The organism is Amycolatopsis sp. GM8, assembly GCF_021653975.1.
Taxonomy (GTDB): Bacteria; Actinomycetota; Actinomycetes; order Mycobacteriales; family Pseudonocardiaceae; genus Amycolatopsis_E.
In genome coordinates, this window is sequence record NZ_JAJKFK010000002.1 from 122,470 (window position 1) to 134,962 (window position 12,493).

Here is a 12,493-nt window from a genome sequence, read left to right on the forward strand (position 1 = left end):
TTTCAGAGCAGGGCGCCGAGTCGGGAGTCGACCTCGTCGGCGGTGATGCCGTAGTCGGTCAGGTCGTACTGGTGCGAGCGGAGCCGGTCGTCCTCGGCGACCACGTCGCGCATGGCGGCGCGGACGTCGTCGGTGAGGTCCAGCCCGAGGTGCTGGTAGATGCCGGCGAGGACGGCCACCGGGTCGGCGGTGAACTCGTCGAACTCGACGTCGTAGAACCTGGCCGGGTCGTGCTTGGCCCGGTCCGCGGCGTACCGCTCGAGCGTGCGGGCGCCGAATTCGAGTAGGACGGGGCCGATGGCCTCGCCGCGGAAGGTGGCGGACCGGCCCTCGGTCATCTTGCTCACCATGCTGCACGCCGATCCGAGCACCGTGCTCGCCGGCCTGCGGTGGGTCTGGATCACCAGGGCGTCCGGGAAGGTCGCGAGCAGCGCGTCCAGGCACACCAGGTGACTGGAAGACTTGAGTACCCAACGCTTTCCGGGGTCGTTGAGGCCGATCAGCTGCAGGCTGCGGCGATATCGCCGGTAGGTTTCGGTGAAGTCCTGGTCCGCCAGCCAGGACGAGTACGTCGGCAGGTTCCCGGTGAACTCGAAGTAGGCCGAGAGCATCGACTGGCGGGTCAGCAGCCAGCACTCCTCGACTTCGCCGGCCTTGCGGTTGTGGATGCCCAGGTAGCCCGGAACCTGCTCGACGAACCCGTCGATGCCGCTCTGCACCATCTGGAAGATCGGGTTGGCGGCCCAGGTCGAGCGCTCCGGCCGCGGCTGCGGCGCGTAGCCCAGCCACATCTCCAGGCCCTGGTGCGCCGGGTCGGCGGTGAGCATCCGGTGCAGCGTGGTCGTGCCGGTGCGCGGCATGCCGACGATGAAAACGGGCTTCTCGATCGGGACCTGGGCGTGTTCGGGGTACTGCTGCCACTGGGCCTCGCTGAACAGGCGGGCCATCAGGATGCCGCGCAGCTCGTCCCGGACCAGCTGGAAACCCTCGGGCGTCAGGTCGGCCTCTTCCTGGTAGGAAGCGAGCAGGACCTCGAGCCCTTTCCGGTAGTCCGGCGAACCGAAGTCGGTGAGCCCGGTGAGATCGGAGGCTGCGGTCTCCAGTTCCTCAACTGTTCCGATCTTGTCCACTGAGTATTCTCCTCTGATCCGCCGGCGGCGTTGTCCGACAATTCTCGTGACATGACGAGCATATGAAGACAATTAATTTTCCAGCCAACTGATTCCGTGGCTTTATCAAGCCATGAAGGGCCGCGATCAATGCCCTCGAAGCCGAATTCTGGGCAGTATCGCCCCCATAATGCGTAGTCATGATTGACGGAGGTTCGAAGGCCCGGCGGGCGCGCCGCGTCGCCGAGTTGCACGCCACCGACGCTCAGTTCCGCGACACCAGGCCACTCGAGTCGGTCACCGCGGCGATCCGGCAGCCAGGACTGCCGCTCGGGCGGGTCGTGGCCACCGTCATGGCGGGCTACGCCGACCGGCCCGCCCTCGGTGAACGCGCGAAGGAACTGGTCACCGATGCGGCGACCGGCCGTAGGACACTTCGCCTGCTGCCCCGGTTCGACACGATCAGCTACCGTGAACTGTGGTCACGGGCCGGCGCGATCGCGACCGAATGGCACCACGATCCGCGGTCTCCGTTGCGGGCGGGCGAGTTCGTCGCCACCTTCGGGTTCGCCAGCACCGACTACGCCACGCTCGAACTGGCCTGCGTCCGGCTCGGCGCGGTGCCGGTGCCATTGCACTCCAGCGTGTCCGCCGGCCACCTGAAGCCGATCATCGGCGAGACCGAGCCACGCATCCTCGCCACCAGCCTCGAACTGCTGGACACCGCTGTCGAGTGCGCGCTGGGCGGCACATCGTTGCGCCGCCTGGTGGTCTTCGACTACCACCCGGACGTCGACGAGCAGCGCGAGAAGTTCGAGGCCGCGCACCGGCGCCTGGCCGGCAGCCCGATCGTGCTGGACTCGCTGACCGGCGTCATCGCGCGGGGCAGGGCCCTGCCCTCGCTGCCGTTGTTCGAAGCCGACCCGGCGAGCAACCGGCTGGCGATGCTCATCTACACGTCCGGCAGCACCGGGACACCCAAGGGCGCCATGTACACCGACCGCATGGTCATCCCGGCGTGGCGCGGGTTCTGGCCCCGGGTCGACGATCTGCCGATCATCGGCGTGCACTGCATGCCGATGAGCCACGTGTCGGCGCGCGCCGCCTTTTCCGGCACGCTCGCGGCCGGTGGCATCGGGTACTTCACGGCGAAGAGCGACTTGTCCACGCTGTTCGAGGACATCGGACTGGTCCGGCCGACGGCGCTGCGGCTGGTGCCGCGCATCTGCGACATGCTTTTCCAGCGGTACCAAAGCGAACTGGACCGGCGGGCGCCCGGCGAAGGGGTCGCGGCGGCGGTGCGCAAGGAGCTGCACGAGCGGTTCCTCGGCGGCCGGGTTGTGTGGGCGGGCAGCGGGTCCGCGCCGATGACGGCCGAGATGTCCGCTTTCGTCGAGTCCTGTGTGGACGTTCCGTTGCAGGACGGCTTCGGCTCGACCGAAGCGGGCCGGATCCTGATCAACGGGAAGGTGTGCCGGCCGCCGGTGCGCGACTACAAGCTCGCCGACGTGCCGGAACTGGGCTACTTCCGCACTGATTCGCCCCATCCGCGCGGTGAGCTGCTGGTCAAGACGGACGCCATCATTCCCGGCTACTACAAGCGTCCCGACGCGACGGCGGAGATCTTCGACGCCGACGGCTACTACAAGACCGGCGACATCATGGCCGAGACCGGGCCGGACGAGCTGGCCTACGTCGACCGCCGGACGAACGTGCTGAAGCTGTCCAACGGTGAGTTCGTGGCGGTCTCACGGCTGGAGTCGGTGTTCGTCACCAGTCCCCTGGTCCGGCAGATCTTCGTCTACGGCAACAGCGAGCGCGCCTCCCTGCTCGCAGTGGTGGTGCCCACGGCCGACGCGCTCGAACGCGGTGAGGATGCGAAATCTCTGATCAGCGAGTCGCTGCGGCAGACGGCGAAGGATGCGGGCCTGCGGCTTTTCGAGCTCCCACGCGACTTCCTGGTCGAGACCGAACCGTTCAGCACCCGGAACGGCCTGCTGTCCGACGTCCGGAAACTGGTGCGCCCCAAGCTGAAGGAGCACTACGGCGAGCGCCTCGAAGGGCTGTACGCCGAGCTCGCCGAGCGGGAGGCCGACGAGCTGAGCGCGCTGCGCCGAACCGGGCGGCAGCAACCGGTGCTCGACACCGTGTTGCGGGCGGCCCAGGCGATGCTCGGGTGTGCGAGCACCGAGTTGAGCGGCGAGGCGCACTTCACCGATCTCGGCGGCGATTCCCTGTCGGCGCTGTCTTTTTCCTCCCTGCTCAAGGAAATCTTCGGGATTGACGTTCCGGTGGGCGTCATCGTCAGCCCCGCCAACGACCTGCGGCAGCTGGCGAACCACATCGAGACGGCACTGGAGCCCGGGCCGGACCGGCCGACGTACGCGAGCGTGCACCGGTCCGGGAGTGTGCGGGCCAGTGAGCTGACGCTGGAGAAGTTCATGGACGTCACCGCACTCACCAGAACGCCACCGGACAGCTCCGTCCACACTGTCCTGTTGACCGGCGCGAACGGTTACCTCGGCCGGTTCCTGTGCCTGGAATGGCTGGAACGACTGGCGCCTCGGGGTGGCCGGCTGATCTGCCTCGTCCGGGGCAGCAGCACCCCCGCCGCGCACCGGCGGCTCGCCGGCGCGTTCGACAGCGGGGACCCGGAGTTGTTGCGCCGCTTCGAGAAACTGGCCGCGGAGCAGCTGGAGGTGCTCGCGGGTGACGTCAGCGAACCTGCCCTCGGCCTCGACGAGGAGACGTGGCAGCGGCTGGCCCGCACGGTCGACCTGATCGTGCACCCGGCCGCGCTGGTCAATCACGTGCTGCCGTACGAGCAGCTGTTCGGTCCCAACGTGGTGGGCACGGCGGAGTTGATCCGGATGGCGCTGACGACGCGGATCAAACCGTTCACCTTCGTGTCGACGATGGGGGTGATCTCCGCGCAGACTTCGACCACCTACGAGGATGCCGACATCCGGCGCGCCAGCCCGGTTCGCGAACTCGACCAGAGCTACGCAAACGGTTACTCGACGAGTAAATGGGCGGGCGAGGTGCTGCTTCGGGAGGCGCACGAGCGGTTCGGCCTGCCGGTGGCGGTGTTCCGGTCGGACATGATCCTCGCGCACAGCCGGTATTCCGGACAGGTGAACGTTCCCGATGTCTTCACCCGCTTGCTGTTCAGCCTCATCGCGACCGGCGTCGCGCCGCGGTCCTTCTACCTGGGTGACAGCGAGCGCGCACACCACGGCGGGCTGCCGGTCGACTTCACCGCGGAGGCCGTCACGGTGCTCGGCGAGCAGGCCACGGAGGGCTACCGCACCTTCAATGTCATCGACCCGCGCGGCGGTGTCTCACTCGACGTGGTCGTGGACTGGCTCATCGACGCCGGCCACGCCATCGTGCGGATCGACGACTACGACGAGTGGTACGCGCGCTTCGAGACCGCGATCCGGGCGTTGCCGGAAAGGCAGCGAAGGCACTCGTTGCTGCCGCTGCTGCACGCGTTCCGCGATTCCCGCGCCGCCATCGGCCGCACCAGGTTCCCCGCCGACCGGTTCCGCGCGGCTGTCCAGGCGGCCAAAATCGGCGCAGAGCAGGATATTCCGCACGTATCGGCTTCGCTCATCCGCAAGTACGGCACAGACCTGCGAGGGCTGGGCACGCTCAGCCAGCGGCGTTCCCGCGGATGAACGTCGACACCGCGTCGGATACCAGTGAGTCCGCCACCTCGGGTTCGAGGCCGCCGCTGGCGATCAGGCTCGCGAGGCCGTGCGCCCATGAGTACAGCAGCAGCCCGTAACGCTCGGGATCGCCTGGGGCGAGCGCGCCCTCGGCCACGCCGTCGCCGAGCAGGTCGTATACCACCGCCAGGGCTTCCGCCGCCGCCGGCAGCTGCGTCTTGTCCCCGTACGGTTTCGCGGAGAACATCAGGTCCAGCAGCACGGGCCTGCTGTTCGCGAAGGCGATGACCTCGGCTATCACCGCCCGCAACCGCTCGCCGAAACCCGGACCGGCACCGTCGCGGGCCACCTTCAACTGCGCGCCCAAGCGGTCGAAACCCCGCTCCGCCAACGCGGTCAGCAACGCCTGGCGATCGGCGAAGTGCGCGCGCGGCGCCGCGTGGCTGACCCCGACGACCCGCGCCAGCTCCCGCAGCGACAGCTGCTCCATCCCGGACTTCTCGACGCTGCGCTCGGCCGCGTCGAGCAGCGCGGCGCGCAGGTTGCCGTGGTGGTACGGGCGGGCTTCAGCAGACACAAGTCGATCGTACCTCGATCTTGTCGTTGCCAAGATTCTTGTCAGTGCCTATATTGACGGCATGAGTGAATCCCCACTTCCCGATCTCTCCGGCAGAACCGCGATCGTCACCGGGGCGAGCGGCGGCCTCGGGCGCGAGACCGCGCGAGCGCTCGCCGCCGCCGGGGCCCGCGTCCTGCTCGCGGTGCGCAATGTGGACAAAGGCCGAGCCGTCGCCGCGGAGCTGCCCGGACGGACCGAGGTTCGCGCGCTCGATCTCGCCGACCTCGCTTCCGTCCGGCGCTTCGCCGACGACTGGCAGGGCGAAATCTCCTTGCTGGTCAACAATGCCGCCACCATCTACCCGCCCGAGCTGACCCGCACCAAGGACGGGTTCGAGGCGCAGTTCGGGGTCAACCACCTCGGTCACTTCGCCCTGACGCAGCTCCTGCGCGAGCACCTCACCGGCCGCGTCGTCTCGATTTCGTCCGCCTTCCAGGCGACCCGCCTCGATCTCGACGATCCGAACTGGGAACGCAGGCGCTACAACGCTTCCCGCGCCTACAACGAGTCAAAGCTCGCCGTGCTGCTGTTCACCTTCGAACTGCAGCGACGGCTTACGGCGGCAGGCTCGCCGGTCCTCGCCACCGCCGCACACCCTGGTTGGGCGGCGACCGGCGCGCTGTCGGACACCCGCGGCTTCATGCACACGCTGATGCGGCTGAGCACTCCCCTGCTCGCGTCGTCGGCGGCGGCCGGCGCGCGCCCGACCCTGTACGCCGCCACCGGCGACATCCCCGGCGGCACCTACGTGGGGCCCGGCATCCTGCAGATGTACGGCTCACCCAAACCGGTGCAGGCCTCGAAAGCGGCCCGCGACCCCGAGCTGGCGCGCCGGCTCTGGAAGGTCTCCGAGCAGCTCACCAAGGTGTCGGTGCCCGGCTGAGGCTCGCCGCGGCCCCGGCTCGATATGCCGCCGATATACCGCGGCTCATAGCATCGAAGGATGCGTGTGCTGATCGTCGAGGACGAGCCCTACCTGGCCGAAGCCATCCGCGACGGGCTCCGCCTGGAGGCGATCGCCGCCGACATCGCGGGCGACGGCGACACCGCGCTGGAGCTGCTGGGGGTCAACGCGTACGACTTCGCCGTGCTCGACCGCGACATCCCCGGGCCCTCCGGCGACGAGATCGCCAAACACATCATCGCCTCCGGCAGCGGGATGCCGATCATCATGCTCACCGCCGCCGACCGGCTCGACGACAAGGCGTCCGGGTTCGAGCTCGGCGCCGACGACTACCTCACGAAACCGTTCGAACTCCGAGAGCTGGTGCTCCGGCTCAGGGCACTCGACCGCAGGCGCGCGTACAGCAGGCCGCCGGTGCGGGAGATCGCGGGCCTGCGGCTGGATCCGTTCCGCCGCGAGGTCTACCGCGACGGGCGTTACGTCGCGCTCACCCGGAAACAGTTCGCCGTGCTCGAAGTTCTGGTCGCCGCCGAAGGCGGTGTCGTCAGCGCCGAAGAACTCCTGGAGCGGGCATGGGACGAGAACGCGGACCCGTTCACCAACGCCGTGCGCATCACCGTCTCGGCCCTGCGCAAACGGCTCGGCGAACCGTGGATCATCGCCACCGTGGCCGGCGTCGGCTACCGCATCGACACCGGACACGCGGGAGTGGACCGTGGATAGGCAGCCCGGTTTGAGCATTCGCCTCAAGCTCACCTTCAGCTACGCGGCGTTCGTCATGGTCGCCGGCGCCTTGCTCCTCGCCGCCGTGTGGGTGTTCCTGCTGCGCTACGTGCCCGAAGTGATCCGCCTGCCCGAAGGGTTCCCCATCCCCCGCGGGCCGAACGTGCCCAACCGGTCCGATCTCGTGCGCGCCTTCGTCCCGCGAGCGGGCGTAGTGCTGGCGTTCCTGCTGGTGTTCGGTCTCGTGGGCGGGTGGCTGCTCGCCGGTGGCATGCTCGCGCCGCTGACCCGCATCACCCATGCCACCCGCCTGGCCGCGAACGGGTCACTGTCGCACCGGATCCAGCTGGAAGGGCAGCAGGACGAGTTCCGCGAACTCGCCGACGCCTTCGACACCATGCTCGCCCGGCTCGAAGCGCACGTCGCCGAACAGCAGCGGTTCGCCGCCAACGCCTCCCACGAACTGCGCACCCCACTGGCGATCACGCAGGCACTGCTCGACGTCGCCCGCAACGATCCGAACCGCGACACCGGCGAACTCATCCAACGCCTCCAGTTCGTCAACACGCGCGCGATCGACCTCACCGAAGCGATGCTCCTGCTCAGCCGCGCCGACCAGCGGTCCTTCACCCCGGAACACGTCGACCTGTCCCTGATCGCCGAAGAAGCCACCGAAACGCTCCTCCCCCTCGCGGAAAAACGCGGCCTCACCATCGAGACCTCCGGCGAGATCGCCCACGCCATCGGCTCGCACGCGCTGTTGCTGCAGATGACGACGAACCTCGTGCACAACGCGATCGTGCACAACCTGCCCGAACACGGCGCGGTGTGGGTCGCGACCAGCGTTCATCCCGGAACCGTGGTGCTCACCGTCGAAAACACCGGCGAGCAGCTTTCCCAGCACGTGGTTTCCACGCTCGTCGAGCCGTTCCAGCGCGGCACCAAACGCATCCGCACCGACCACGCCGGTGTCGGCCTGGGCCTGGCGATCATCAAGAGCATCACCCAGGCCCATGACGGCACGCTCACCCTCACGCCCCGCCCCGACGGCGGGCTCCGGGTCACCGTTCACCTGCCCGCCGCTCCCTGCGATCCCGTGATGGGGAAATCGAAATACGTGTCCGGATAAGGCTCGTCCCGCAGCGTGTAATGCCACCACTCCCACGGGTATGACCGGAAGCCGCAGGCCTCCATGATGGCGCACAGGGCTTGCCGGTTCCTCGCTTCGACCTGCGTGATCCCCGCCGCGCCGTGATGAGAGATCGGATCCATCAGGTCATGGTCACCGCCCATGGGCGAAAGCTCGCCGGTGGCCAGTTGATACAGCGTCAAATCGACCGTGCCGCCCCGGCTGTGGCCCGATTTGGCGGCTACATATCCTTTCTCGAACATCGCCGATCGGTCGATATTCGGATAGTGCCGCGGCTTCGTCCGGCCGTCCTCCGGCTGTTTCGACCAGCGCAGGAAGTGGTCGACGGCGCGTTGCGGGCGGTAGCCATCCCAAAGCAGCAGGCCGAAGCCGAGGGATTCGGCCTTTTCCCGCGCCCTTTCCAAGGCCGCGCACAACGCCCTGGTACCGACGATGCGATTCGCCAGGTAGCCGTCCACCGGTTTGCCGGTGAAGTTGTCCCACGTGGTGTACTTGGCGTCCCAGCGCACTCCGGGCACGAACTCGTCCACGAAGACGAAGTCGTCTTTCATCGCATTTTTCCCATCAGCGCCAACGAAACCATCCGGTCGAGCACGTCGGCGAGCGACAGCCCCGCGGCCGCCATCATTCTGGGATAACGGCTGTACGAGGTCATCCCGGGCAACGTGTTGACCTCGTTGAGGACGACCTGACCATCCTCTTTCAGGAACATGTCCACCCGCGCCAGTCCCCGGCAGCCGAGGGCTCGGTAGATGGTCTTTGCTGTTTCCTGGACCAGCGAGCGGGACTCGGCCGAAATGTCCGCCGGAACGATCGGTGTCGAGTTCTCGGAACCGGTTTCGGGCGTACTCTCCTGATGGATTCGGAAAAAGCCATGAGACAGCGCGATCCGGTCCACCTCGCCGGCGATCAAGTCCAGATCGTTCCCCAAGATGGCGCAGCCGACCTCGCTGCCGGCGACGGCTTCCTCGATCAGCACCTTCGAGTCGTACTGCCGTGCGGTCTCCACCGCGCTCGGCAGTTCTTCTTTCCGCGACACCTTGCTGACGCCGAACGACGACCCCGAACGGGCCGGCTTGACGAAGACGGGATAGGTGAGCCGCTCGGGATCGATGTTCTCGTTCGCGGCGACGGTCCAGAAATTCGGCGTCGCGATTCCCGCGCTGCGCGCGACCAGGTAGGCGAGGGATTTGTCCATGCACAGGGCGGAACTTTGGATATCGCAGCCCGCGTAGGGGATGCCGGAGAGTTCCAGCAAACCCTGGATCGCCCCGTCCTCGCCGAGTTTGCCGTGCAGGACGGGCAGCACCAGGTCCAGCTCGATCGTTTCGTATTTTCCCTGGTCCAGCACCAGTAATCCGCGCGTGCTCCGGTCCGGCGACAGCACGACCGGACGGCCGTTTTGCCACTGGTCGTCCACGCCGTCACAGAGCTTCCACGCGCCGTCCTGCGTGATCCCGATGTAGTACGGTTCGTATTTTCCGACATCGAGGTTTTTGGCGACCTCGCGCGCGGACTTGACGGAGACAGGGTGCTCCTCGGAGCAGCCCCCGAACATGATGCCGATTTTCACCCTAGTCACACTGACCCCATTTTCGAATTTCAGGCAGTTGATGATCGAGTTCTCGACGGTGTCCCGCAGCGCGTGATCCGTGTAGTAGGCGGTGTGCGGACTGATGATCACGTTGGGCAATTCCTGCAGCCGCACCAGCGCTTTGCTTTCAATGGCCTTGTTTCCACGGTCGGCGTAGAAGATTCCTTCCTCGCCTTCGAGGACGTCCAACGCCGCACCGCCCAATCGGCCGCTTTCCAGTGCCGCAAGAAGGGCCTCGGTATCGAGAAGTGAGCCGCGCCCGGTATTGACGATGAACGCGCCGCGCTTCATCTGCTCGATACGTCGCCGATTCAGGAGATGGTGCGTGTCCGCGGTGAGCGGCGTGTGGAGCGTGACGATGTCGCTCTGCCGCAACAGTTCGTCGAGAGGAACGTAGTCGGCAGAGGTACTCGGACGGGTGTCATGGGCGACTATCCGGCAGCCGAAGCCCCGCAGCCTGTCCATGACCGCCGCGCCGATGCGTCCAGTTCCGACGACCCCGATGGTCAGATCACGCAGTTCTCTCCCGCGTACATCGTGCAATCGGTAATCATGAACATCCGCACGGCGAATGGTGGATTTCGCCTGGCGCACCGCCATCAACATCAGCATCAGCGTGTAATCGGCCACACTGTCCGGCGAATAGACGACATTCCCGACAGAAATGCCGACACTCACCGCGTACGTCACGCTGAGATGGTTATAGCCGATGCTTCTGGTGGAGATGTACCGCACACCGGCCTGGCTGAGCGCACGAAGTGTGGCGTCCGTGATCCGGGTCTTGTGCCCCACACTGATACACCGGTTTCCGGCCGCCAGTTCGGTATTGGCTTCGGAGACCGCTTCCTCGGTGATGGTCGGCAGCACGCCGAAGCGCGGCGCCATCTCCCGGAACAAAACGGCCTCGTCCTGCCCGCAGCCATAAATCGTGATCCCCGAGGACGCCAGCGACACGGCGCGGCCCGCCGTTCGCGCGGGTTCGCTGTAGGTCATGCCCCCAGTCAAGGCAGCACGGCGTTGCCGGGCCGTATCCGGTTTTCGATATGCCGGCGATACGCGTCAGGAAAACTCCGGCGCCGGCGGGCCCAGCGGATGGGCGCCCTCCGGGCGCAGCCCGTCGAAGATGAGGGCCAGGTAGCGCCGCCACAGGTCAGGCGGCGGGTCCGGCAGGTAGCTGACCACGTGGCTCGGCGCGCACATCAGGAGCACGACGTCGGCTCCGGTGACGTCCGCCCGGACGGCCCCGGCCTCGCGAGCCCGGTCGACGAGGCTGGTGATCGTCCGGTTCAGCTGCTCGCGCAAGGCGATCACCTCCGGCCCCGCGTCGACAGCGTTCAGGAGGAACGACAGGTCGCGCTGCTCCCGCCGGCCCGCCGCCTCGGTGAGGAACTCCAGCAAGGCGGCGCCGGGATCGTCCGCCTCGAGCAGGCGCTGCCCGGCGTCGTCCAGGACGCCGACGTGCTCGCGGACGATCGCGACGATCAGGTCGTCCTTCGTCGCGAAATGGCGGAACACCGTGCCCTTGCCCACCCCGGCTCGGCGCGCAATGTCCGCGACCGACGCGTCGAGGCCGCGATCGGCGAACTCCTCTTCGGCCGCGGCCAGCAGCAGTTCGCGGTTGCGGGCGGCATCGGCGCGCAGCGCCCGGGACGGCGTGGTCACCGGGCCAGTCTACAAGTTGACCGCTCGGTCCGTTTACGTGTACCGTCGCGTCCGCCAACCTGACCACTCGGTCCGTTTATTGGAGGACGCCCATGAAAGCCCTTGTCGCGACAGCGTATGGACCACCCGAGCAGCTCTCGATCGCCGAGCTCGCGGTGCCGAGGCCGGGTCCGGGACAGATCCAGGTGAAGATCGCCGCCTCCGCGATCAACCCGACCGACGTCCGCGTCGTCGCCGGGGACTACCGCGCCCTCACCGAGCTCGAATTCCCTTACGTGCCAGGCAACGAGTTCGCCGGTACGGTCACCGAGACCGGGCCCGGTGTGACGGGGTACCAGGCGGGCGACGAGGTGTTCGGCCAGGCGATGCCCCGGCAGCTGAGCTTCGTCGCCGGGACGAACCGGCCGTCGCTCAGCACCGGCGCGCTCGCCGAATACGCGGTTTTCGAAGCCGACACGCCACATCTGGCCCACCGGCCCGCGAATGTCCCCGTCGAGCAAGCCGCCGCGCTGCCCATCGCGGGCACGGCCGCGTACAAGGCCGCAGCCGTCGCCGGGATCCGGCCCGGGGAAACGGTCCTGGTCATCGGCGCCACCGGCGGGGTCGGCACCGCACTGCTCCCGCTGCTCGCCGTCACGCAGGCCAAGATCATCGCGACCGCCGCCACCGCGGCCGACGGCGAGATCCTGCGCGGGCTCGGCGCCGACGAGATCGTCGGCTACGACGACTACCCCTCGGACGTCGACGTGGTCCTCAACCTGGTCCTGCACCACGACCGCCTGCCCGTCGCGGCCCGCGCGCTACGGCCGGGCGGACGCCTGGTCACGATCATCTTCCCGGAACCGACCCAGGATCAGCTCGGCCGCGACGACGTGGAACTGCACTACTTACTGGACGCGGAGGGCAAGCTCGGCGGCATGCGCGAGATCGCCGAGGCAGCGGCGAGCGGCCGGCTGAAAGTAAGGATCACCGGCAGCTACCGCCTTGACGACGCGGTCCAGGCAGCCGTCGACTACATGCGCGAGCACACGGTGGGAAAGATCGTCGTCACCATGTGAACC

10 protein-coding genes and 1 pseudogene are annotated in these 12,493 nt (G+C 67.6%); 5 read left to right on the forward strand and 6 right to left on the reverse strand.

Translation table 11 applies throughout. From position 1 onward, the window contains the following. Nucleotides 1-2: 2 nt before the first annotated feature. Complete coding sequence (locus tag LOZ83_RS07805) at nucleotides 3-1,130, reverse strand: sulfotransferase (protein ID WP_236789576.1); 1,128 nt, start codon at nucleotides 1,128-1,130, stop codon at nucleotides 3-5. A gap of 179 nt (nucleotides 1,131-1,309) precedes the next feature. On the opposite strand from LOZ83_RS07805, the gene car reads away from it, so the two are divergent. After that, on the forward strand, nucleotides 1,310-4,789 hold the full coding sequence (gene car / locus LOZ83_RS07810; protein ID WP_236789577.1) for a carboxylic acid reductase: 3,480 nt from the start codon (nucleotides 1,310-1,312) through the stop codon (nucleotides 4,787-4,789). Here the strand turns inward: car and LOZ83_RS07815 are convergent. Further along, complete coding sequence (locus LOZ83_RS07815; RefSeq protein WP_236789578.1) at nucleotides 4,764-5,357, reverse strand: TetR/AcrR family transcriptional regulator; 594 nt, start codon at nucleotides 5,355-5,357, stop codon at nucleotides 4,764-4,766. The two genes, car and LOZ83_RS07815, sit on opposite strands and share 26 nt — an antisense overlap. 61 nt (nucleotides 5,358-5,418) lie before the next feature. On the opposite strand from LOZ83_RS07815, the gene LOZ83_RS07820 reads away from it, so the two are divergent. Genes LOZ83_RS07820 through LOZ83_RS07830 form a run of 3 tightly spaced genes read left to right on the forward strand, consistent with a single transcriptional unit; the run spans nucleotide 5,419 to nucleotide 8,155 of the window. Beyond that, nucleotides 5,419-6,282, forward strand: coding sequence for an oxidoreductase (locus LOZ83_RS07820; protein WP_236789579.1), 864 nt, complete (start codon nucleotides 5,419-5,421; stop codon nucleotides 6,280-6,282). Between the two features lie 60 nt (nucleotides 6,283-6,342). Further along, complete coding sequence (locus tag LOZ83_RS07825) at nucleotides 6,343-7,026, forward strand: response regulator transcription factor (protein WP_236789580.1); 684 nt, start codon at nucleotides 6,343-6,345, stop codon at nucleotides 7,024-7,026. A gap of 10 nt (nucleotides 7,027-7,036) precedes the next feature. Continuing rightward, nucleotides 7,037-8,155, forward strand: a complete 1,119-nt coding sequence (locus LOZ83_RS07830; protein WP_255823436.1) for a HAMP domain-containing sensor histidine kinase — start codon at nucleotides 7,037-7,039, stop codon at nucleotides 8,153-8,155. Here LOZ83_RS07830 and vanX read toward each other — a convergent pair. The 4 genes and pseudogenes from vanX to LOZ83_RS07850 all read right to left on the reverse strand — a co-directional run bounded on the left by vanX (nucleotide 8,095) and on the right by LOZ83_RS07850 (nucleotide 11,432). Continuing rightward, entirely contained in the window at nucleotides 8,095-8,727 is a 633-nt protein-coding gene (gene vanX, locus LOZ83_RS07835) for a D-Ala-D-Ala dipeptidase VanX (protein WP_236789582.1), read from the reverse strand. The genes LOZ83_RS07830 and vanX overlap by 61 nt on opposite strands. Then, a complete protein-coding gene (gene vanA / locus LOZ83_RS07840) occupies nucleotides 8,724-9,758 on the reverse strand; it encodes a D-alanine--(R)-lactate ligase (RefSeq protein ID WP_236790733.1) in 1,035 nt (344 codons plus the stop codon). Before vanA ends, vanX begins: the two co-directional genes overlap by 4 nt. Nucleotides 9,759-9,770: 12 nt before the next feature. Continuing rightward, nucleotides 9,771-10,763, reverse strand: a pseudogene (gene vanH, locus LOZ83_RS07845) (D-lactate dehydrogenase VanH); the annotation flags it as partial. A gap of 66 nt (nucleotides 10,764-10,829) precedes the next feature. Beyond that, nucleotides 10,830-11,432 carry a TetR/AcrR family transcriptional regulator gene (locus LOZ83_RS07850; RefSeq protein WP_236789583.1) on the reverse strand — a complete coding sequence of 201 codons (603 nt, stop codon included), beginning with the start codon at nucleotides 11,430-11,432 and terminating at the stop codon, nucleotides 10,830-10,832. Between the two features lie 92 nt (nucleotides 11,433-11,524). Here LOZ83_RS07850 and LOZ83_RS07855 point away from each other — a divergent pair, with 92 nt between their 5' ends. Continuing rightward, entirely contained in the window at nucleotides 11,525-12,490 is a 966-nt protein-coding gene (locus tag LOZ83_RS07855; RefSeq protein ID WP_236789584.1) for an NADP-dependent oxidoreductase, read from the forward strand. Nucleotides 12,491-12,493: the final 3 nt, after the last annotated feature.

Excerpts from the sequence above, each read along its gene's own strand:
- car (WP_236789577.1), top strand. The coding sequence starts at position 1,310 with ATGATTGACGGAGGTTCGAAGGCCCGGCGGGCGCGCCGCGTCGCCGAG.
- LOZ83_RS07820 (WP_236789579.1), top strand. The coding sequence starts at position 5,419 with ATGAGTGAATCCCCACTTCCCGATCTCTCCGGCAGAACCGCGATCGTC.
- LOZ83_RS07825 (WP_236789580.1), top strand. The coding sequence starts at position 6,343 with ATGCGTGTGCTGATCGTCGAGGACGAGCCCTACCTGGCCGAAGCCATC.
- vanX (WP_236789582.1), bottom strand. The coding sequence starts at position 8,727 with ATGAAAGACGACTTCGTCTTCGTGGACGAGTTCGTGCCCGGAGTGCGC.
- LOZ83_RS07855 (WP_236789584.1), top strand. The coding sequence starts at position 11,525 with ATGAAAGCCCTTGTCGCGACAGCGTATGGACCACCCGAGCAGCTCTCG.